General features: G+C 71.6%; 21 protein-coding genes and 1 pseudogene. 13 read left to right on the top strand and 9 right to left on the bottom strand.

The features are described 5' to 3' along the window. Nucleotides 1-63: 63 nt before the first annotated feature. From ACFW48_RS11485 to ACFW48_RS11495, 3 genes are read right to left on the bottom strand one after another with little or no spacing between them, the layout of a single operon-like run. Nucleotides 64-1155 carry an ArsO family NAD(P)H-dependent flavin-containing monooxygenase gene (locus ACFW48_RS11485; RefSeq protein WP_386312903.1) on the bottom strand — a complete coding sequence of 364 codons (1092 nt, stop codon included), beginning with the start codon at nucleotides 1153-1155 and terminating at the stop codon, nucleotides 64-66. After that, complete coding sequence (gene arsB / locus ACFW48_RS11490; RefSeq protein WP_386312906.1) at nucleotides 1152-2264, bottom strand: ACR3 family arsenite efflux transporter; 1113 nt, start codon at nucleotides 2262-2264, stop codon at nucleotides 1152-1154. The genes ACFW48_RS11485 and arsB overlap by 4 nt, the downstream gene beginning before the upstream one ends. Further along, entirely contained in the window at nucleotides 2261-2569 is a 309-nt protein-coding gene (locus tag ACFW48_RS11495; RefSeq protein WP_386312908.1) for an ArsR/SmtB family transcription factor, read from the bottom strand. Before ACFW48_RS11495 ends, arsB begins: the two co-directional genes overlap by 4 nt. Before the next feature lie 75 nt (nucleotides 2570-2644). On the opposite strand from ACFW48_RS11495, the gene ACFW48_RS11500 reads away from it, so the two are divergent. The 9 genes and pseudogenes from ACFW48_RS11500 (at nucleotide 2645) to ACFW48_RS11540 (ending at nucleotide 10797) form a co-directional block, all read left to right on the top strand. Next, the gene (locus ACFW48_RS11500) at nucleotides 2645-3304 is read left to right on the top strand and encodes a low molecular weight phosphatase family protein (RefSeq protein WP_386312911.1); all 660 of its coding nucleotides are present in this window, start codon (nucleotides 2645-2647) and stop codon (nucleotides 3302-3304) included. A gap of 41 nt (nucleotides 3305-3345) precedes the next feature. Then, nucleotides 3346-3765, top strand: coding sequence for an arsenate reductase ArsC (locus ACFW48_RS11505; RefSeq protein ID WP_386312913.1), 420 nt, complete (start codon nucleotides 3346-3348; stop codon nucleotides 3763-3765). Between the two features lie 250 nt (nucleotides 3766-4015). Next, nucleotides 4016-4177, top strand: coding sequence for a hypothetical protein (locus ACFW48_RS11510; RefSeq protein ID WP_386312916.1), 162 nt, complete (start codon nucleotides 4016-4018; stop codon nucleotides 4175-4177). 67 nt (nucleotides 4178-4244) lie between these two features. Then, entirely contained in the window at nucleotides 4245-5591 is a 1347-nt protein-coding gene (locus tag ACFW48_RS11515) for a glycosyltransferase (RefSeq protein WP_386312919.1), read from the top strand. A gap of 423 nt (nucleotides 5592-6014) precedes the next feature. Further along, nucleotides 6015-7789 (top strand): annotated as a pseudogene (locus ACFW48_RS11520) (alkyl/aryl-sulfatase). Between the two features lie 139 nt (nucleotides 7790-7928). Continuing rightward, nucleotides 7929-8366 (top strand): hypothetical protein, encoded by a 438-nt coding sequence (locus ACFW48_RS11525; protein WP_386312922.1) that lies wholly within the window; start codon nucleotides 7929-7931, stop codon nucleotides 8364-8366. A gap of 13 nt (nucleotides 8367-8379) precedes the next feature. Next, entirely contained in the window at nucleotides 8380-9399 is a 1020-nt protein-coding gene (locus tag ACFW48_RS11530) for a DUF389 domain-containing protein (RefSeq protein WP_386312925.1), read from the top strand. A gap of 82 nt (nucleotides 9400-9481) precedes the next feature. Continuing rightward, nucleotides 9482-9745: a DUF1049 domain-containing protein gene (locus ACFW48_RS11535; protein WP_386312928.1), complete on the top strand. Its 264-nt coding sequence runs from the start codon at nucleotides 9482-9484 to the stop codon at nucleotides 9743-9745. Nucleotides 9746-9897: 152 nt separating this feature from the next. Continuing rightward, complete coding sequence (locus ACFW48_RS11540) at nucleotides 9898-10797, top strand: LysR family transcriptional regulator (protein ID WP_386312930.1); 900 nt, start codon at nucleotides 9898-9900, stop codon at nucleotides 10795-10797. 75 nt (nucleotides 10798-10872) lie between these two features. On the opposite strand, the gene ACFW48_RS11545 is transcribed toward ACFW48_RS11540, so the two are convergent. Continuing rightward, entirely contained in the window at nucleotides 10873-11643 is a 771-nt protein-coding gene (locus ACFW48_RS11545; RefSeq protein ID WP_386312933.1) for an SDR family oxidoreductase, read from the bottom strand. Nucleotides 11644-12221: 578 nt separating this feature from the next. Here ACFW48_RS11545 and ACFW48_RS11550 point away from each other — a divergent pair. Then, on the top strand, nucleotides 12222-13745 hold the full coding sequence (locus ACFW48_RS11550) for an alanine/glycine:cation symporter family protein (RefSeq protein ID WP_386312936.1): 1524 nt from the start codon (nucleotides 12222-12224) through the stop codon (nucleotides 13743-13745). Between the two features lie 95 nt (nucleotides 13746-13840). On the opposite strand, the gene ACFW48_RS11555 is transcribed toward ACFW48_RS11550, so the two are convergent. Then, nucleotides 13841-14299 carry a carboxymuconolactone decarboxylase family protein gene (locus ACFW48_RS11555; protein WP_386312939.1) on the bottom strand — a complete coding sequence of 153 codons (459 nt, stop codon included), beginning with the start codon at nucleotides 14297-14299 and terminating at the stop codon, nucleotides 13841-13843. Between the two features lie 85 nt (nucleotides 14300-14384). Between ACFW48_RS11555 and ACFW48_RS11560 the strand changes: the two genes are divergently transcribed. Next, nucleotides 14385-15299 carry a sigma-70 family RNA polymerase sigma factor gene (locus tag ACFW48_RS11560; RefSeq protein ID WP_386312941.1) on the top strand — a complete coding sequence of 305 codons (915 nt, stop codon included), beginning with the start codon at nucleotides 14385-14387 and terminating at the stop codon, nucleotides 15297-15299. Between the two features lie 155 nt (nucleotides 15300-15454). Here the strand turns inward: ACFW48_RS11560 and ACFW48_RS11565 are convergent, their stop codons facing one another. The 4 genes from ACFW48_RS11565 to ACFW48_RS11580 all read right to left on the bottom strand — a co-directional run bounded on the left by ACFW48_RS11565 (nucleotide 15455) and on the right by ACFW48_RS11580 (nucleotide 19441). Continuing rightward, nucleotides 15455-16888, bottom strand: coding sequence for an ATP-binding protein (locus ACFW48_RS11565; protein WP_386312944.1), 1434 nt, complete (start codon nucleotides 16886-16888; stop codon nucleotides 15455-15457). Beyond that, a complete protein-coding gene (locus ACFW48_RS11570) occupies nucleotides 16889-17632 on the bottom strand; it encodes a response regulator transcription factor (protein ID WP_386312947.1) in 744 nt (247 codons plus the stop codon). It abuts the gene before it with no gap. A gap of 61 nt (nucleotides 17633-17693) precedes the next feature. Continuing rightward, nucleotides 17694-18344, bottom strand: a complete 651-nt coding sequence (locus ACFW48_RS11575) for a CE1759 family FMN reductase (RefSeq protein WP_386312949.1) — start codon at nucleotides 18342-18344, stop codon at nucleotides 17694-17696. Next, complete coding sequence (locus ACFW48_RS11580) at nucleotides 18341-19441, bottom strand: LLM class flavin-dependent oxidoreductase (protein WP_386312951.1); 1101 nt, start codon at nucleotides 19439-19441, stop codon at nucleotides 18341-18343. Before ACFW48_RS11580 ends, ACFW48_RS11575 begins: the two co-directional genes overlap by 4 nt. Nucleotides 19442-19611: 170 nt before the next feature. Between ACFW48_RS11580 and ACFW48_RS11585 the strand changes: the two genes are divergently transcribed. Continuing rightward, entirely contained in the window at nucleotides 19612-19950 is a 339-nt protein-coding gene (locus tag ACFW48_RS11585) for a YnfA family protein (protein WP_386312953.1), read from the top strand. Nucleotides 19951-20004: 54 nt separating this feature from the next. Then, nucleotides 20005-20784 carry an SDR family NAD(P)-dependent oxidoreductase gene (locus ACFW48_RS11590; protein WP_386312955.1) on the top strand — a complete coding sequence of 260 codons (780 nt, stop codon included), beginning with the start codon at nucleotides 20005-20007 and terminating at the stop codon, nucleotides 20782-20784. Nucleotides 20785-20792: the final 8 nt, after the last annotated feature.

Consider the following 20792-nt stretch of genomic DNA (forward strand, 5'->3'; position numbering starts at 1 on the left):
TCCAGGGAAGCGGCAGCACGCCCAGCAGCCGGCCTCGGCGCGCCGTACCGGCCGGTTGCGGGGTCAGGTGTCCAGATGACGCGCGATCTGGTGGGCAGCCTCGCGGGCGGGGCGGCCCACGCCGATGAGGGTGGCGGAGGCGGGACCGGTCCAGTCGCCGTAGCCGAGCAGGTGCAGGCGCGGCTCACCGACCGCTCGGGTCCCGGCAGTCTCGACGTGGCCACGCGGGCCGCGCAGCCCGAGCGGGGCGAGGTGAGCCAGGGCCGGCCGAAATCCGGTGGCCCAGACGATCACGTCCGCCTCCGACCGGCTGCCGTCCGCCCATTGGACGCCGGTGGCGGTCAGCCGGCGGAACATCGGCCGGGCTCTCAGGAGCCCGGCGTCCCGAGCGGCGCGGACGGGCGGGACGGCGACGACGTCTCCGAGTGAGGCGACTCCGCCGGTGTCGCCGCGGCCTTCGTCGAGGGCGCGGCGGCGGGCGGTGGCGACGTCGAACAGGACGCGGCCGTCGATGTCGTCGGGGAGGAAGCGGGGTGGACGCCGGGTCACCCACGTCGTCTCGACGCGGCCGTCCAGACTGAGGTCGGCGGCGATCTGGGCGCCGGAGTTCCCTCCACCGACCACGAGGACGCTCCTTGGGCCTCCGGCCGGGGGGACCCCCGGACCGGCGAAGTCGGCCGGACGGCGGTAGTGCGCGGTGTGCAGCTGCCGTCCGGTGAAGTCGCCGCTGCCCGTGAGGGCGGGGACGAAAGGCCGCGACCAGGTGCCGGTGGCACTGATGACGGCGCGGGCCCGCCAGGTGCCGGAGTCGGCCTGCACCCGGAGCCGGTCCCCGTCGCGGTGCACGGCGTCGACCCGGGTGCCGTGCTGGACGGGCAGGTCGTAGCGCTTCTCGTAGTCGGTGAGGTAGTCCACCACGTGCCCGGCGTCCGGGTAGGTCTCGCCGGGCTGGGCAGGCATGAGCCGGCCGGGCAGGGAGGAACGGCCGGCCGGGGAGAACAGGTGCAGCGAGTCCCACATGTGCTGCCAGGACCCGCCCGGCGCCGGATCGGCGTCGAGAATCGTGCAGTCGAGGCCCTGGCGACGCAGGTGGTAGCCGGCGGCGAGCCCTGCCTGGCCGCCGCCGACCACCACCACGTCCACGCGCTGCGTCACGGGGCCGTGGTCACCGCGTCGGCGGCGAACTTCCTGCGCCAGGCGAGCGCGACGTAGACCAGGCCGATCAGCACCGGGACTTCGATGAGCGGTCCGACGACGCCGGACAGGGCCTGGCCGGAGGTGACGCCGAAGGTGGCGATGGCGACCGCGATGGCCAGCTCGAAGTTGTTGCCCGCCGCGGTGAACGCCAGGGTGGTGGTGCGGTCGTAGGCGAGCCCCAGGCCCTTGCCGAGGAGGAAGGTGCCGAAGAACATGACCGCGAAATAGACCAGCAGCGGCAGCGCGATCCGGGCGACGTCCAGCGGCTGCGAGGTGATCGTCTTCCCCTGCAGGGCGAAGAGGACGACGATCGTGAACAGCAGCCCGTACAGCGCCCACGGCCCGATCTTCGGCAGGAAGCGCTGCTCGTAACTCTCGCGGCCCATCTTCTTCTCGCCGAGCCGTCGGGTCAGGAAGCCGGCCAGCAGCGGGACACCGAGGAAGATGACCACGTTCAGCGCGATCTCCCACATGGAGATGTCCAGGTGCTCGCCGTCGCCCAGGCCGAGCCAGCCGGGCAGCAGGTCGAGGTAGAACCAGCCCAGCAGGCCGAACGCCAGGACCTGGAAAACCGAGTTGAGCGCGACCAGCACGGCCGCGGCCTCGCGGTCGCCGCAGGCGAGGTCGTTCCAGATGATGACCATGGCGATGCAGCGGGCCAGGCCGACGATGATCAGCCCGGTGCGGTACTCGGGCAGGTCCGGCAGGAAGATCCACGCCAGGGCGAACATGACCGCGGGCCCGAGGATCCAGTTGATGACCAGGGAGGAGATCATCAGCTTCCGGTCGCCGGTGACGGCGTCCAGCCTGTCGTAGCGGACCTTCGCCAGGACCGGATACATCATGACCAGCAGGCCGAGCGCGATCGGCAGGGAGATCCCGCCGACCTCCACCTTCGCCAGCGCGTCGTTCAGCCCTGGGACGACCCGGCCGAGGCCGAGGCCGACGGCCATGGCGATGAGGATCCACACCGCCAGGTAGCGGTCGAGGGTGGAGAGTTTCCTGACGATCGAGTCGTCCCCGCCCCCGGCCTGAGCGGAGGCGGCGGTGGGCTCGGTGGAGGTCACGGGCAGGCCCTCTTGTTGTCGGCGGCGGTGCGGGCGTGTTCGGCCAGGTCGGCGAACTGCCCGGCGAGCTGGGCGATGACGTCGGGGCGCAGCTTGTAGTACGTGAAGCGGCCGCACGGCTCGGTCTCCACGACCCCGGCCTCGCGCAGCACCCGGAGGTGGTTGGAGAGGTTCGTCTGCCGGGCACCGGTCTCCTCGACGAGGTGGGTGGTGCACAGCGTCTCGCGGGCGAGCAGGGTCACGATCCGGAGCCTGAGCGGGTCGGCCAGCACCCGGATCAGGTCAGCGTCGACTGACGTCATCATGGGCTGATACTCTCACATCACCCGACACTGATACCAGCCGGGGCTGACCCATGGGCCCGTCGAAAGGGTCTCTCCATGTCCGCCGTTCCCGCTCCCGTTCCCGCTCCCGCTCCCGCTCCCGACCTGCCCGACGAGCGCCTTGCCGCCGGCACGGCCCGCCTCGCCACCCGGCACGCCGGTCGCTTCGCCGCCGAGACCGTGCAGCGCCTGCTCGCCGACTCCTGCCGGCGTCCGGCCGCCACCGCGCAGGTCACCACGCACCTGGCGGTACCGGCCGAGCGTTTCGGCGCCGAACGCCTCGACGCTCTCGCCCACGTCCAGGGCGCACCGGGCATCGGGCCGCCGCGGGTGCCGTTCGTGGGCAGCCACAACTCGGGCCGCTCCCAGCCCGCCGCCGCGCTGCCGCAGCATCGGGCGGCCGGCCGGGCCACCGTCTCCTCCGCGGGAACCCACCCAGGGTCCGGGGCCGAGCCGCACGTCGCGCAGGTCCTCATCGAGGCCGGCGCCGATCCGGCCGGGGCATTTCCCAAGCCGCTGACCGACGAGGTCGTGCGGGCCGCCGACATCGTGATCACCAGAGGGTGCGGGGACGCCTGCCCGATCGTGTCCGGCCGCTGTTACCCGGACTGGCCGGTGGCCGACCCCGAGGGCGCCGCGCTCGGAGCCGTCCGCCGAATCCGCGACGACACCGACCATCGGATCTCCGACCTCCTCGCCGGCCTGCCGAGCACCTGAAACCCCTCAGCACCTGCCACCACTTCGTGAAGGAAGAACGCATGTCCTCCGCTCCGCTCGCCTCCGTGCTCTTCGTCTGCGTCCACAACGCCGGCCGCTCCCAGATGGCCGCCGGATTCCTCCAGCACCTCGCGGGCGACCGCGTCGAGGTCCGCTCCGCCGGCTCCGTCCCCGGCGACCAGGTCAACCCGGCCGCTGTCGAGGCGATGAAGGAAGTCGGCGTCGACATCACCGGCGCCAGACCGAAGATCCTCACCACCGAGGCCGTCCAGGCGTCCGACTACGTCATCACCATGGGCTGCGGCGACGCCTGCCCGATCTTCCCCGGCAAGAGGTACCTCGACTGGGCCCTGGAGGACCCGGCCGGCAAGGGCGTCGAGGCCGTCCGCCCCATCCGCGACGAGATCAAGACGCGCGTCGAGGCCCTCATCGCCGAGATCGACGCGAAGCGGGAGGCGTGACCTCGGCTACCGGCAACGGAGTACGCGAGGCAGGACTTCTCGCACCGGCCGCATGAGGCGGGGCGTCAGCCGTACTGCCTGGTGCGGCCCTGGGTCGGGGTCCGATGGTCGTGGGCGGGGTCTTCGGGCCTCGCCCATCAGGACGCCGGGCATCCCTGCTCGTGACGCGACACTTCCCACGCCTACCCGATCAAATCAACACATATTTGTATCGTATGCCGCAAAAGCCCCCTTACTGAGAGGTTGCGGCATGACCTACAACGAACTGGCCACGACAGGTTCCGGCCTGTCCCTCTTCGGTATCGCACTGGGCCAGACCTGGCTGGTGGCCGTCGCCTTCGCCCTCACGCTCGCGGGCGCGCTCCTGGTCCGGGCCACGTTCCGGCGAGGCAAGAGCGCGAATGAGGCGTAGCGATCGGGCCTCCTGCGCCCGGGCGGCTGAGGCCCGACTTCGTCTGCCTGGGGCACGGTATGTCCGCGTGGGCGGAAAGGGCGCGCTCGGCGGGTTGCCCTTCGCGGTCGTCGTCGGCTGGGCCACCTGGCATCTGCTTCAGCTCACCGTGTGGCGCGACGGCACCGATCCGGGCCTGGGTTTCGTCTGGCTGGTGTCCTTCCTCCTGCTGTGGTGGCTGCCCATGTGCTGGCTGGAGCGTCCGGCCACCGTCACGGAACCCGAGCGGCCAGGCATCGACGCGCTACGGGTGACCGTCCAGATCCCCGTCTACAACGAGGACCCTCATGCGCTCCGCGCCTGCCTGGAGTCCGTGTTCGCCCAGTCCCGCCGTGTGCAGCGGGTGCGTGTCGTCGACGACGGCTCTGTCGACGGCGTGACGGGCGAACCACTGCTCTACGACGCCGAACGTGACCATCTCCTCCGCCGCGCCAAAGGGCTCGGCATCGAAGCGACCTGGGACCGGACCCCCAACCGCGGCAAGCGGTGGGCTCAGATGCACGTCCTGAGCGAGGACGACGCCGATGTCTTCGTCACCCTCGACAGCGACTCCGTTCTCGACGAGCACGCGGTGGCGGAAGGGTTGAAGCCGTTCGCCGATCCGCGGGTGAAGTCCGTCGCGGGACTCGTCGTCCCGCTCAACGTGAAGACCAACATCCTGACCCGGCTCACCACGGTGCTGTACGTCCCCTTCACCCGGGGCCTGCGCAGCGCGCAGTCGGTGCTCGGCTCCGTTCTGATCAACTCCGGCACGCTCGCCTTCTACCGTGCCGACGTCGTGCGCGAGCATGCCGGCGTCTACGAGCGGGAGACCTTCCGCGGTGTTCCGATGCAGATGAACGACGACTCGATGCTGACCATGTACGCGCGCCTGGAGGGCAGGACGGTGCACCAGCCGTCCGCCGTGTGCTTCACCCTCGTTCCGGACAGGGCGCGGCACTACTTCCGTCAGCAGCTTCGCTGGATGCGCGGTACCACCGTGCGACACCTGTGGTGGCTGCGTCACATGCCGGTGCGCTCACTGGCCTTCTGGATGCCCGTGGTCGAGTACGCCCACCTCGTCCTGGCCCTGCTCGTGCCCGTCGCTGTGCTCGCCGACCCGCAGCTGCGTGAGCAGTCGGGGCCGCTGGCCTGGTACACGCTGATCCTTGGCTGCGCCATGAACTATCTCGTCAGCCTGCGCCTGTTCGCCATCCGGAGAACCGACGAGACGCTGGGCCACCAGGTCCTCATGTTCGCCCTCTCCCCCGTGGCCGGGCTGTGGCGGCTGATGGTGCTCCGCCCCCTGTACCTGTACGCCGTGGCGACGTGCTGGCAGATCGGCAGCTGGGGCACCCGCGCCCGGGTGGAGGTGCGTGTGGCTCCCGCCCGCTGACCCGTGTGCGGTGGTCGTGGTCGCGGCCGGGGGGCCACTGCCTGGTGCCGCGCCGGGGCGGTGACCGGGGACACGCTCGCCCTCGTCTGCCCGCTCGGCGCACCCGGTGCCGGGTCGGCAGATCGGCCACGGCGTCCGTGCGAGCCGACGAGGACCGCTCGGGTGAGGCGGCGCGGCCGCCCGCGCACGCACGCCTTCCCTCTGACGGCGTACAACCGGTGGTCCGGGCCGACCCGGCGGGTGACAGTGGCAGTGGCCGCGCGTACCGACGGCCTCCGCACGCCGTCCGCGAGGGAGATGCCGATGCTCCGGAACACGGCGTCCAAGCCCGCCGAGCCGGTGATCGCGGAAGCCAACAAGGCGGTCCGGGACCGTTTCCCCTTCGCCGACACGCGGGACCTCTAGGACGCTCGGCGCGGTTTCATGGGCACCGCGGGCGAGAACCTGATCCGCTCCGCCGACGGCGGCGTGGTGTGGGACCTCGACGCGTACGGGTTCCTTGAGCAGGAGTGCCCGGACACGGCGAATCCGAGTCTGTGGCGGCAGAGCGGACTGGCCGCCGACGCGGCTTGTTCGAGGTCGTCGAAGGCATCTACCAGGTTCGCGGTTTCGATCTGTCGAACATGACCCTGGTGGAGGGCGAGCGGGGCGTCTTCGTCATCGACCCGCTGCTGTGTGCCGAGACCGCTGCCGCGGGCCTCGCCCTCTACCGCGCCCACCGCGGTGACCGGCCCGTCACCGGCGTGCTCTACACCCACAGCCACGCCGACCACTTCGGCGGCGTACGCGGCGTCATCACCGACGAGGACGTCGCGGCCGGCGTCCCGGTGATCGCGCCCGACGGCTTCCTGGAACACGCCGTCAGCGAGAACGTCTACGCGGGGACGGCGATGAACCGCCGCGCCGCCTACATGTACGGCGCCGCCCTCCCGAAAGGCGAGCGCGGGCAGATCGGCGCGGGACTCGGGCAGACCCTCTCCACCGGCACGGTCGGTCTGATCCCGCCGACGCTGGACATCACCCGCACCGGGCAGACGGAGACGGTCGACGGCATCCGCATGGTCTTCCAGCGCACGCCCGGCACCGAGGCCCCGGCGGAGCTGAACATCCACTTCCCCGACCACGCCGCGCTGTGCATGGCGGAGAACGCCACCCACAACCTGCACAATCTGCTGACCCTGCGCGGCGCCCAGGTCCGCGACCCGCGGGTGTGGGCCCGCTACCCGACCGAGGCGATCACGCTCTTCGTCGACACCTCGGACGTCGCCTTCGCCTCCCACCACTGGCCGGTCCGGGGCCGCGACCACGTCCTGGCGTTCCTGTCCGAACAGCGCGACCTGTACGCCTACCTGCACGACCAGACGCTGCGCATGCTCAACCAGGGCATGACGGCGCTGGAGATCGCCGAGGAGATCGAGATGCCCCCGGCCCTGGAGCGGGCCTGGCACACCCACGGCTACGGCTCGGTCAGCCACAACACCAAGGCCGTCTACCAGCGGTATCTGGGCTGGTTCGACGGCAATCCGGCCCACCTGTGGGAGCACCCGCCGGCGGCGGCGCGGCGGTACGTCGAGTTCATGGGCGGCTCGGACGAGGTCCTGCGGCGCGCCGAGCAGTCCTTCGCCGCGGGCGACTCCCGGTGGGTGGCCCGGGTCGTCAACCACGTCCTGTTCGCCGACCCGCACCACGCGCGGGCCCGGCAGCTCCAGGCCGACGCCCTGGAGCAGCTCGGCTACGGCAGTGAGAACGGGACCTGGCGGAACTCCTACCTGATGGGCGCCCTGGAGCTGCGCCGAGGCCCGGTCGGAACGCCGACCTCGACCGTCGCGCCCGACCTGCTCGCCGCCCTGACGCTGGAGCACCCCTTCGACTCGCTGGCCATCCGGGTGGACGGACCACGCAGCTGGGACGCGGACATCGCCGTCCGCTTCAACCTCCTGGACGCGGGCTCCGTCGTCCTCCGACTGCGCAACGGCGTTCTCACCCACACCACCGGCGACGGACTCGACGCGGACGGCCCGGACGTCGAGATCACCCTCGCCGAAGCCGCCCTGCGCGCGGTCCTCCTCGGCGCCACAGCCCCCGACGAGCTGGCCGGCCAGGCAGGCGTCACGGTCACCGGCGACCCGGCGAAGCTGTCCGCACTCCTCGGCCACCTCAGCGCACCGGACCCCGACTTCGCCGTCGTCACCCCCTGACGCGAACTCGCGGTGACGCGGTGTGTCGGCGAACCGCCTTCACCCGTACGGCGCAGGCCCTGTGGTGACCGGCCGACGGTGCCTGCCAGGGTCGAGGCAGGCTGCGGCCTCCGGGTCGTCGGACCGAAGGGGTACGACCATGAGCGACGAGCCGTCCACGGCGCAGCGGTACGCGACGCCCTCCGGCCCTCCCGGCAACAGCGCCTGGGTCACCGGCGGCATCGCTCTGGCGGGCATCCTCATGCTGGTCAACGGAGTGCTCTACGTCTTCCAGGGCATCTCGGCGATCGCCGAGGACGACGTCTACGCCCGTCTCGACAGCTACATCTACCGGATCAGCCTCACCGGCTGGGGCTGGATCCTGCTCGTCCTGGGCCTCATCGCCGTGGCCATCGGCTGTGGCATCCTCGGCGGCCGGACCTGGGCCCGCGTCACGGGCATCGCGCTGGCCGCGCTCGGCCTGGTGGCGCAGTTCCTGTTCCTGCCGTACGCCCCCGTATGGTCCTTCGTCCTGATGGCGCTCCACGTGTTCGTCATCTGGGCGCTCGCGGCCTACCGCCCCGACCGCGCCAGATAGGAGGGCACCCGGCATGGCGCGCGTCGACGCCGTCGCGGCCCGGCGGATGACCGGCACCCTGTTCATCGAACGCGACCTGCGCAGCCCCGGTTCGACCCGCTTCTGGGGGCTGCTCGTCCTCGCCGCCGTCATCGCGAGTGCCGGCGTGGTCGGCGACTCCAGCGCCACCGTGATCGGCGCGATGATCGTCGCACCGCTGATGACGCCGATCCTCGGCTGTGCCCTCGCCCTGGTGCTGGCCGACCGCCACCAGATGATCCGCAGCGTGCTCCTGGTACTCGGCGGCGCGCTGACCGTCGTGGTGATCGGCATGCTGCTCGGCTGGATCGTCTCCCCGCCGGACGCCTTCGCCTCCAACAGCCAGGTGTCCTCCCGCATCAGCCCCCGCCTCATCGACCTGCTCGCCGCCCTGGCCACGGGCACGGTCGGCGCATTCGCCCTCGTACGCGCCGACATCTCCGACGCCCTGCCCGGGGTCGCGATCGCCATCTCACTGGTGCCGCCCCTGGCCGTCACCGGCCTGCTGCTCACGGTGCACCGCTACCACGACGCCGGTGAGTCGGCCCTGCTCTTCGTCACCAACGTCGCCGCGATCGTCGCCACCGGCACGATCGTCTTCCTGCGCTACGGAGTGCGCACGGGGGCCGAGGAAGCGGCACTCCACGTGGGCCGCTTCCGTGGGCGCACACTGGCCGCGGTGACCTGCGTCCTGCTGCTCGTCGCCGTCCCCCTCACCACCGGCACGATCAGCGTCGCCCGCGACCGCTGGCTGGCCGCCGAGGCCGAGCCGGTCGCCGAACGCTGGGCCGCCACGGGCAGGTGGCAGATCGCCTCCGTCGAGGCACGCAACGGCATCGTCGTCATCGGCGTACTCGGCCTGCCCCCGCACCCCGCCCCCGCCGCCCTGCGCGAGGCGCTCGACGCCCACGGCATGCGCGACGCCGACCTCGAACTCCACCTCGTGGGCGGCCGGACCCACTGGTGTCCGGCGGACACCGACACGTGCAGCGTGCGACAGTCCAGGCGCGACTGACGGCGGCCCGACCGTCCAGCCGGTCACCCGAGTGGCCGTACCCACCGGAGCCTCACGGGCCGATCACGCCGATCCTGGCACCATGAGCCGAGAGGACACCCGGGAGCCGCCCGGCCGGGCCGATGGGCACAAGAGCGCCGGACGCGGCTCCGCCCTGACCCCGTCCCGGATCACCGTGCTGGTCCTCGCCGCCCTCGCGATCGTCCTCATCGCCGAGAACACCCGAGAGGTCAGGATCCGGCTCGTGGTGCCCGTGGTCACCATGCCCCTGTACCTGGCGCTCCTCATCATGTTCGTGCTCGGCGGCCTCTGCGGGGCGCTCCTGCTGCGCGGCAAGGGCAAGTAAGGCAAGTGACGTCGCGGAACGCGCCAGGCCCGCATCGACGCACTGACCAAAGGAGTAAAGGCACCTCCTCCCGTGTTGTGGGACTCATCACCGCACGGGATGGACCGCGGACCACGGCACCGCGGTCCACCGCAGGGAGGGGACCGGAGCCGATGAGCCTTCGTCAGTACGAGTACGCCCTGGCCGTTGCCGAGGAGGGCTCGGTGACGGCGGCGGCGGAGTTGCTGCACGTCGCTCAGCCGTCGGTGTCCCAGCAGATCCGCGGTCTGGAACGGGACCTCGGAGTCGAACTGTTCAGCCGCACGCCCACCGGTCTGGTGCCCACGGTGGTCGGCCGCGCGTTCCTGCGGGAGGCGGAGATCGCGGTGAGCGCGTCGCGGCGGGCGAGGGCGACCGCGCGGGCCGGGGCCGGTGAGCTGGTGGGCGAGCTGGTGGTCGCGGCGCAGGAGGGCCTGGGCACGCGGCAGTTGCCGGGCGCCCTGGGCGCGCTGCGGCGCCGGTTCCCGCGGCTGGAGGTCACCGTCTTCGAGGAGCCGAACCGCGCCGAACTGGAGCGGCTGGGGCGCCGGGGCGTGGTGGACCTCGCCCTGGTCGCCGCGCCGTGCGAGGAGGGTGCCGCCGACGCCCACCACCTCGGCGACGAGGAGTTCGTCGTGGTGCTGGGCGCCGGGCACCGGCTGCTCGCCGCGGACCGGGTCGAGCTGTGGGAACTGGAAGGGGAGCCGTGGGTGAGGTTCGACCGCGACAGCGCGCTCGACGGCGTGCTGCGGGACGTGCTGCGGGACAACGAGCTGACTCCGACCACCGTCGCCCGCGTGTCCCAGACGGCGACGGCCGTGCGCTGGGCCGCCCACGGGCTGGGGGTGACGCTCGTTCCGGCCTCCGCCGTGCCCCACGGCCACGATCACCTCGTGCGCCCGGTGTTCCCGCTCGTGTCCCAGCCCGTCGTCGCCGCGCTCCGGCACGGCGCGGGCCCGGCGGAGACGGCCCTGCTCGAACTCCTGCGTCAGGAGACCTGGCACAAATCCGCTTTCTTCTCACCGGTTTCCTGACGGCGGGAAGGGACGGCGGAAAGGAGACGGTGGGAAAGAGACGGCGGGAAAGAGACGGGCGCCCCGAATTCGGCGTCACCCCCTGGGGAATTCACCGCCGTCCACGACGAGATTACTTCCGGTCAGCCAGCTCGCCCGGTCGGACATGAGGAACAGCACCGCGTGGGCGATGTCGTCGGGCTGACCATCGCGCCCCAGCGGCACGGCGGTGCTGTTCCCGCCCTGCGACGGGTCCAGGCGCGCCCACTGCTCCCGCGTCTGTTCGCCGCCGGGAGTGGCGACTCTGCCGGGGGTCACGGTGTTGACCCGGACTCCGAACGGGGCCAGCTCCGCGGCCAGACCCCGGCTGTAGTTCTCCAGTGCCGCCTTCGCCGCCGTGTAGTGCAGGAACGGCGGTGGCGCGAGGGGCACCGCGGCCGAGGAGACGTGCACGATCACTCCCGAACGCCGTTCCCGCATCCCCGGTGCCAGCAGCGAGTCCAGCCGCACCGACGCCAGGTAGTTCAGGTCCAGCGCGTCCTGCCACTCCTCGTCCGGGATGACCGAGGCGCTCTCGTGCGGTCGCGCCCCGCCCGCGTTGTGGACCAGGAGGTCCACTCCCCCGTACACCTCCTGCGCGGCCGCGGCGAGCGCCTCCGCTCCGGCCCGGGTCCGCACGTCGGCCGCCACGAAGGTGGCTCCCTCCGGCACCGTGCTCGTCGCCGACCGGGCGGTCGTGAGCACCTCCGCGCCCGCGTCGAGGAGCCGGCGCACGACGGCCGCTCCGATTCCGCGAGTACCACCTGTCACCAGGGCCCGCTTTCCCGCGAGTTCTCGCGTTTCGGATCCCTTCCCGATCGCGTTCACGCCCACCAGTCCTCTCAATTTTGCGTTCGCATTCTGAATTCGCCCGCTCGACGGGAAATCGCACCTCGTCGAGTCGCTTCACGGTACGTTCGAAAAAGAATGGGAGGCAAAGACGAAATTCAAGCGGCTGCTATAGGGGCTTCCTATGGCAGCCACCTACGGCAACTACCTACGGCAGTACGCCGCGCGCCCCCGCGGGCGTCGCCCCGTCCCCCTCCCCCGGGGACGCCGGCCGGGCCCGCACATACGTGCCCATAACACGTATCCCGCACCCCGGATAACGGTCCGGTCTCACCTGCTGGGACTTTCGCTGGTCACGAACCGTCACGTGAGATACGTCACCAAAGGTCCGGCAAAGACGTGGTAGAACAGCGCAACTCCGCAGGTGGATCGGCTGACTGTCGTCCTGCGGAGGGGGCGGCCCGCACACGCATCACCGCCCGGAACGATCACGGTCCGAAACCAGGCCGTGCGCACGGGTTCGCCCACCGGACAACGACGTTCGCTCAGAGACTCAGAGACCGCTCATCCCGGCGAGACTCCCCAGCCCGCCAGCCCCGCGTCATCGAGGTAGCAAAGTGTCACTCGACTCCGTCACCCAGTCCGTAGACGAAGCAGTCAGCGGATTCTTCGAGCCCATAGCCAAGTGGCTGGGGGAGGTGGTCTTCTACGCCGTCCCCGTCGGCGGGACCGACCTGCCCCTCATCGTCGCCTGGCTCGTCGTCGCCGGTCTGGTCTTCACCGGCTGGTTCGGATTCGTCCAGGTCCGCAAGTTCAAGCTCGCCGTGGACGTCGTACGAGGGAAGTTCGACGAGAAGGGGTCGGCCGGCGAGGTCAACCACTTCCAGGCGCTGACCGCCGCCGTCTCCGGCACGGTCGGCCTCGGCAACATCGCGGGTGTGGCCGTCGCCGTCTCCATCGGCGGTCCGGGCGCCACGTTCTGGATGATCCTGTGCGGCCTGCTCGGCATGGCCACCAAGTTCGTCGAGGTCACCCTCGGCGTGAGGTACCGCGAGGTGCACGAGGACGGCACCGTCTCCGGCGGCCCGATGCACTACCTCCCCAAGGGCCTCGCCGAGCGATTCGGCAAGAACGGCAAGACCCTCGGCAAGGTCCTCGCGGTCCTCGCCTCCTTCATGATCCTCTTCTTCGGCCTCTTCGGCGGCAACCTCTTCCAGGTCAACCAGTCCTACGCGCAGCTGGTCTCGGTCACCGGCGGCGAGGACGGCGCGCTCGGCTCCTCCGCCGGCGCCCTGTTCTTCGGCATCCTGATCGCCGCGCTCGTCGGCATCGTGCTCCTCGGCGGCATCCGCTCCATCGCCAACGTCACCAGCAGGCTCGTGCCCGCCATGGCCGGCATCTACATCGTCGCGTGCCTGGTCGTGATCCTGGTCAACGTCACCGCCGTCCCGGACGCCGTCGCCACCATCGTCGAGGGCGCGTTCAACCCCGAAGGGGTCGCCGGCGGTGTGCTCGGCGCGCTGATCATCGGCTTCAAGCGGGCCGCCTTCTCCAACGAGGCCGGTCTCGGCTCCGCACCGATCGCCCACTCGGCGGTCAAGACCAAGCACCCCGCCAGTGAGGGTCTGGTCGCGCTGCTGGAGCCGTTCATCGACACCGTGGTCATCTGCACGATGACGGCCCTGACCATCGTCATCGCCAACCCGGACAGCCTGGGCAAGGACATCGGCGGCGTCACGATCACCTCCGACGCCTTCGAGACGGTCATGCCCTGGTTCCCGTACATCCTGACCGTCGCGGTGCTGCTGTTCGCGGTCTCCACGGTGCTGACCTGGGGCTACTACGGCCTCAAGGCGTGGACGTACCTCTTCGGCCGCAGCCGGACCAGCGAGGTGACGTACAAGGTCATCTACACCGTCTTCGCCATCGCGGGCTCGCTGCTGACGCTGCAGACCCTGATCGACCTGGCCGACGCGGTCCTCTTCTCCCTCGCCGTCATCAACATCATCGGCCTCTACCTCCTCGCCCCCCTCGTCAAGCGCGAACTCAACACCTTCCTGGAGTACGTCCGCGCCAGGAACGCCGGTGGGAGCACCGGAGGCGACGACGAAGACCAGGACTCGGTGAAGACCACCGTCTGACCGACCACGAACGGGTCCGTGCTCACCTCGCGCCTCGGTGAGCCGGGCCCGTTTCGCCGTCTCCCAGCCTGTTCGCGGGCAGGAGCCGCGCGGACTCAGCCCCAGGTCTGGCCGGCCGGTTCCTTGACGGTGCGGTTGAGCCGGTTGAAGAAGTTGGTCAGCGCGATCTCCAGGTTGATCGCGCCGATCTCCTCCTCGGTGAAATGGGCGTTGACCTCTTCCCAGATCTCGTCGGTGACGCCCTGCGCACCATCCTGCAGCCGGGTGGCGCCCTCGGCCAGCGCCAGTGCCGCGCGCTCCGCATCGGTGTAGAACGGCGCCTCACGCCACGCCGCTACGTTGTGCAGCCGCTCGTCGGTCTCCCCCGCCTTCTTCCCTCCTGCGACACTGGCGTGGACGCACGCCGAGCAGCCGTTGATCTGGCTGGCGCGCAGGTGGAGCAGCGCGAGCAGCTTCGGGTCGACGCCCCCGGCGGCGATCGCCTTGTGGAGGTGTTGGATCGCGGTCCACACATCGGGGTTGTTCGTGTTCTTGTTCTTGAGCCGGTTCTCCATCTGAGCGTGCTCCTTGATCGGGGTTACGTTCCGGGGCTGGTGCCCGTCACCCCTACGACGGAGCAGCTCCCAGGAAGGTAACGACATGGCCGACGCCCACCCCCTGGATCCGAGCGTCGATGACTTCGAGTCCCACCGCGACCGGCTCCGAGCCGTCGCCCACCGCATCCTCGGATCACACGCCGACGCGGAGGACGTGGTCCAAGAGGCGTGGCTGCGCCTCTCCCGCCAGGACACCGGCACCATCGACAACCTCGGCGGCTGGCTGACCACCGTGGTCGGCCGCATCAGCCTCGATGTCCTGCGGTCCGGCCGGACCCGCCCGGAGGTCGCCCTCGACGACCGGCTGCCCGAATCCACCGTGACGCTCGACGACGCCCCTGCACCGGACGACCTCGTGGCGCTCGGTGACTCCGTCGGCCTCGCGCTCCGCACGGTCCTCGACTCGCTGCGCCCGGACGAACGACTGGCTTTCGTGCTGCACGACGTGTTCGCCGTGCCCCACAGGGAGATAGGCACGATTCTCGGCAAGTCCGCCGACGCGACCAAGATGCTCACCAGCCGCGCCCGCAGGAAAGTACAGACCGCCCAGCAGCCGGCGAGCGCCGGACGACAGCAACGCGAGGTGGTCCAGGCGTTCCTGGCCGCGGCCCGCGACGGTCGGTTCGAGCGGCTGCTGCAGGTTCTCCACCCCGAAGTGGAGTTCACCGTCCACACCCCGGCCGGTCGGTTCGTCACGATCGGCGCCACCGAAGTCGCCACCCGCGCGCGCCTGGCCCGCGGCGGGGCACGAGCACATGCGGCGACCGTCGACGGCCGCCCCGGCGTCATCTCCTGGAGCGCGGACGGCACTCCGCTCTCCCTCCTCGACTTCACCGTCGCCGACGGCCGCATCACCGCGATCACCGCTGTGGTCGACCCGGCCGAACTCGCGCTCATGGACCTGCCGGGCCCGGTGCCGGGCGACGGCCTCGGCAAGGCCCCGGCCGAGGAGAGGTGAGGAAACCCACCCCGACGTCGTCCTGCCCCAGGGCATCAGCGGACGTCAGCGGGCATCAGCGGCCTTCCTTCCGGTGCCGGCCGCGCACCCGCTTCCGCACCGCTTCCGGACCGCTTCCGGACCGCTTCCGGACCCCTCACGCGCCCGGTGGGACGCTACGTACGCCCGTCGTCCCCCTCCTCCGCGCCCCCTCCGCCCACCGTGAACCCGATCACCGACCCGCCCCCGTCCCGCCGGAAGGCGAACGGCGCTCCCCCGTGCGCCAGCGCCACCTCCCGCACGATGGACAGGCCGAGGCCGGAACCGGGCCGCGAACGGGCGTCGGCGGTGCGGAAGAAGCGGTCGAAGACCCGGGTCAGGTCGGCTTCGGCGATGCCCGGACCGCGGTCGCGGACCTCGACGCGGATCGGGCCCTCCAGGGCGGGCCCGGCGACGGCCACCTCGATGGGTCCGGTGCCGCCCGGGTCGAACTTGGCGGCGTTCTCCACCAGGTTGGACAGCGCACGGGTCAGCATGGCGGGCCGGCCTTCCGTCACCGTCTCGCCGCGGACGCTCACGCCGATCTCCCGCCCGGTGCGGCGCCGGGCCAGGCTCGCCACGTCGCGCGCGACCCGCGCCAGGTCGACCCGCTGCGGGGGCTCCCCGGCGGACTGCCCGGCCGCCAGCTCGACCAGTTCGTTGACCAGGTCGGTCAGCTCGCGGGCCTCCTGGCCCAGGTCCGCGACCAGTTCCTCGCGGGCGCCGGACGGCAGCTCGTCGATCCGGCGCAGCAGCGAGATGTTGGTCCGCAGTGAGGTGAGCGGCGTCCGCAGCTCGTGCCCCGCGTCCTGGACCAGCCGCCGCTGGTCCTCCTCCGACTGGGCGAGGCGGACCAGCATCAGATCGATGGCGCGGCCGAGGCGGCCCACCTCGTCGGGCCCGGTGACCGGCACCTGGACGCCCAGCCGGCGGGTGCGGGCCACGTCCTCGGCGGCGGAGGTCAGGAGCACCAGCCGCCGGGTGATGCGCCGCGCCAGCCACCAGCCGAACAGCCCGGCGGCCGTCACCACCGCGGCCATCAGCAGCAGCGTCCGCCGCTGCAGCGCCCGCAGCAGGTCCTCGGTGTCGCTGAACTCCTGCGCCACCTGCACCGCGCCCCGGCCACCGCCCAGCGACACGGTGGCGACCCGGAAGACGTCCCGCCCGACCCCGACGTCCTCGTGCTGGACCGTCCGCCCGGCCACGGCGGCGTGCGCGGTCCGCCGGTCGGCGTCGGTGACCGGCAGCGGCGGACCGGCCGGGTCGGACACCTTGCCGTCCGGTCCGAGCACCTGCACATCCGTACGGGCCGGGCGCACGATGTCGTGGCCGGGCGCGGAGGAGGAGAAGTCGCCGGGCGACAGCCGCCGCTCGCGCACCTCGGCCCGCAGGTCCTGCACGACCTGCGCGAAGACGGACTCCTGATCCACCCGGACCAGCCGGGCCGCGGCGTTGTACGACAGCACTCCGACGAGGACCGTGACCACGGCGGTGACCGTCGCGAACGACACCGCGAACGTCGTCCGCAGCGACAGCAGCCGGGGCCGGCGCCCGAGCGGGGAGGGGCCCACTCAGTCCTCCCGCAGCACGTAACCCACGCCGCGCACGGTCTGGATCAGCTGCGGCGCGCCCGGCTGGTCGAGCTTGCGACGCAGGTAGCCGACGTAGACGGCGAGGTTCTTGGAGCCGGGACCGAAGTCGTAGCCCCAGATACGGTCGTAGATGGTGGAGTGGTCGAGCACGATGCCGACGTTGCGGACCAGCAGCTCCAGCAGCTCGAACTCGGTGCGGGTCAGCTCCAGTTCGCGCCCGCCCCGCCAGGCACGGCGGGCCCGCGGATCCATGCGCAGCCCGGCCGCCTCCAGGTAGCGGGCGGCGTCCGGCTCCTCCGGCGCGTCGGCCGCGGCGGAGGCGGGGGCGGAGGCGTCCGGGGTGCCCGCCTCCTCACGGTCGGTGCGGCGCAGCAGGGCGCGCAGGCGGGCGAAGACCTCCTCGACGTCGAAGGGCTTCACCACGTAGTCGTCGGCGCCCGCGTCCAGGCCCGCGATCCGGTCGGCGGTCTCCACCAGCGCCGTCAGCATCAGGATCGGCGTGGCATCGCCCTCGGCGCGCAGTTCCCGGCAGACCTGGAGGCCGTCGATGCCCGGCATCATCACGTCCAGCACGAGCACGTCCGGCCGGCCGCTGTGGGCCCGCGCCAGCGCCTCGGTGCCGTCGGCGACCGCGGTGACCCGGTAGCCCTCCAGGGTGAGGGCGCGCTCCAGGGCGTGCCGGATCGCGCGGTCGTCTTCGGCGAGCAGAACAGTCCGGGGCACGCGTCCAGTCTGCCAAGGCCAGGGGCCCCGCGACCGGACGGCCGGGCTTCTTACCGAGATCTCACCCGGCGGTCCGCAGCGCGGCGAGCCGCTCCTCGAAGGGCACGACCTCGAAGGCGTCGCCCGCCGGCTTCCCGGCCGGTTCCCGGGCCGCCGGCAGCTCGCCCGACAACCCACCCGACAGCCCGCCCGACAGCCCGGCCATCAGCCCCGCCAGCTCCCCCGCCGCCCGCTCGATCCGCCCGTCCAGCCCCTCGGCGCCCCAGTCCTCGGAGGCGGCGTAGACGCCGGTCGGGACGACGACGGCCTTGAGGTGGGCGAAGAGCGGACGCAGGGCGTGGTCCAGGACCAGGGAGTGCCGGGCCGTGCCGCCGGTCGCGCCGATCAGCACGGGCTTCCCGGCGAGGGCGTCCTCGTCGGTCGCGCTCAGCGTGTCGAAGAACGACTTGAACAGCCCGCTGTACGAGGCCGAGACCACTGGAGTCACGACGACCAGGCCGTCGGCCTCGCGCACCGCGTCGAAGGCGGCGGACAGGTTCCGCCCCGGGAACCCGTTGGTGAAGGTGTGCGCGATCTCCACGGCGAGCTCGCGCACCTCGACCACCTGGACGTCGGTGCCGGCCCGCCCGGCCGTGGCGGTGGCCAGCCGGTCGGCCAGCAGCCGGGTGGACGACGGGACGCTCAGTCCCGCGGAGACGACGACGAGCTTCATGCCCGTACTCCTTCCTCGGCCGGGTCCTCGCGGGTGGCAAGCAGGGACGCGTGGGTCGGCGCGTCCGGCACGTTCGCCGGGCGGTCCTTGGCGAACTCCTCGCGCAGCGCCGGCACGACCTCCTCGCCGAGCAGGTCGAGCTGCTCCAGCACGGTCTTCAGGGGCAGCCCCGCGTGGTCCATCAGGAACAGCTGGCGCTGGTAGTCACCGGCGTACTCGCGGAAGGCCAGCGTCTTCTCGATCACCTGCTGCGGCGAGCCGACGGTGAGCGGCGTCTGCTCGGTGAAGTCCTCCAGCGACGGCCCGTGCCCGTACACCGGCGCGACGTCGAAGTAGGGCCGGAACTCGCGCACCGCGTCCTGGCTGTTCCTCCGCATGAACACCTGCCCGCCGAGGCCGACGATCGCCTGCTCGGGGGTGCCGTGCCCGTAGTGGGCGTAGCGGTTCCGATACAGCTCGACCATGCGCTTGGTGTGGTCGGCGGGCCAGAAGATGTTGTTGTGAAAGAAGCCGTCGCCGTAGTAGGCCGCCTGCTCGGCGATCTCCGGCGACCGGATGGACCCGTGCCAGACGAACGGCGCGACCCCGTCCAGCGGCCGGGGCGTGGACGTGAACCCTTGCAGGGGCGTACGGAACTTCCCCTCCCAGTTCACGACGTCCTCGCGCCACAGGCGGTGCAGCAGGGCGTAGTTCTCGACGGCGAGGTTGATGCCCTCGCGGATGTCCTTGCCGAACCACGGATAGACCGGGCCGGTGTTTCCGCGCCCCATCATCAGGTCCACCCGGCCGTCGGCCAGGTGCTGGAGCATCGCGAAGTCCTCGGCGATCTTCACCGGGTCGTTGGTGGTGATGAGGGTGGTGGAGGTGGAGAGGACCAGCCGCTCGGTGCGTGCCGCGATGTAGCCGAGCATGGTGGTCGGCGAGGACGGCACGAAGGGCGGGTTGTGGTGCTCGCCGGTCGCGAAGACGTCGAGGCCGACCTCCTCGGCCTTCAGCGCGATGGCGACCATGGCCTTGATGCGCTCACGCTCGGTCGGCGTACGCCCCGTGGCCGGGTCCGGCGTGACGTCGCCGACGGTGAAGATGCCGAACTGCATGGTCGCTCAACCTCCGAGTTGTTGACGGTTCAACTATACCGCCCAACGGTCGGCCCGCAGTCGTTATTCCGGCCCCCAGCAGCCACCAGCAGCCACCAGCAGCCTCAGCAGGTGACGCAACGGCCGAAGGGGACGCGAGCGCCCCGGCCCCGCCGTGCGAGGCTGCTCGCATGCTCGTGCTCCGCTCCGCCGCCCTCTTCGTCGTCGCCGCCCTCTTCGAGATCGGCGGCGCCTGGCTGGTCTGGCAGGGCGTACGCGAACAGCGCGGCTGGCTGTGGGCCACCGGCGGCGTCCTCGCCCTGGGCGCGTACGGCTTCGTCGCCACCTTCCAGCCCGACGCCCACTTCGGCCGCGTCCTCGCCGCGTACGGCGGGATCTTCGTGGCCGGCTCGATCCTGTGGGGCATGGTCGCGGACGGCTACCGCCCCGACCGCTGGGACGTCACCGGCGCGCTGATCTGCCTGGCCGGGATGGCCGTGATCATGTGGGCGCCGCGCAACGGCGGCTGACTACGCTGGGCGGCGACCGGTCGCACCGCCCTCATCACGCACCAGGAGCAGCCCATGGCCACCGCAGCCGCCCCGTCCGCCGCCTCCCGCATCGCCGTCGTCACCGGTGCGAGCAGCGGCATCGGCGCCGCCACGGCCCGGCAGCTCGCCGCGGCCGGCTACCGCGTCGTCCTCACGGCCCGCCGCAAGGACCGCGTCGAGGCGCTGGCGGAGGAGATCCAGACGGCCGGCCACAAGGCGACGGCGTACCCCCTGGACGTCACCGACCGCGAGGCCGTCGACGAGTTCGCGACCGCCTTCAAGACGGTCGGCGTCCTGGTCAACAACGCGGGCGGCGCGCTCGGCGCCGACCCGGTGGCCACCGGCGACCCGGACGACTGGCGCCGCATGTACGAGACGAACGTCCTCGGCACCCTCAACCTCACCCAGGCCCTGCTCCCCAAGCTGGAGGCGAGCGGCGACGGCACGATCGTCGTCGTCTCCTCGACCGCGGGCTTCGCCACCTACGAGGGCGGCGGGGGCTACGTCGCCGCCAAGCACGCCGAACACGTCCTCACCGAGACCCTCCGCCTGGAGATCGTCGGCCGCCCGGTCCGCGTCGTCGAGATCGCACCGGGCATGGTGAAGACCGACGAGTTCGCCCTGACCCGCTTCGGCGGCGACGAGGACAAGGCGGCCAAGGTCTACGCCGGCGTCCCCGACCCCCTGACCGCCGACGACGTCGCCGACACCATCACCTGGGCGGTCACCCGCCCCGCCCACGTCAACATCGACCTCCTGGTCGTCCGCCCCCGCGCCCAGGCGTCGAACACGAAGGTGCACCGGGAGGGCTGACGCCGGAC

The sequence above is a fragment of the Streptomyces sp. NPDC058812 genome (assembly GCF_042744565.1).
Classification (GTDB): Bacteria; Actinomycetota; Actinomycetes; order Streptomycetales; family Streptomycetaceae; genus Streptomyces; species Streptomyces thinghirensis.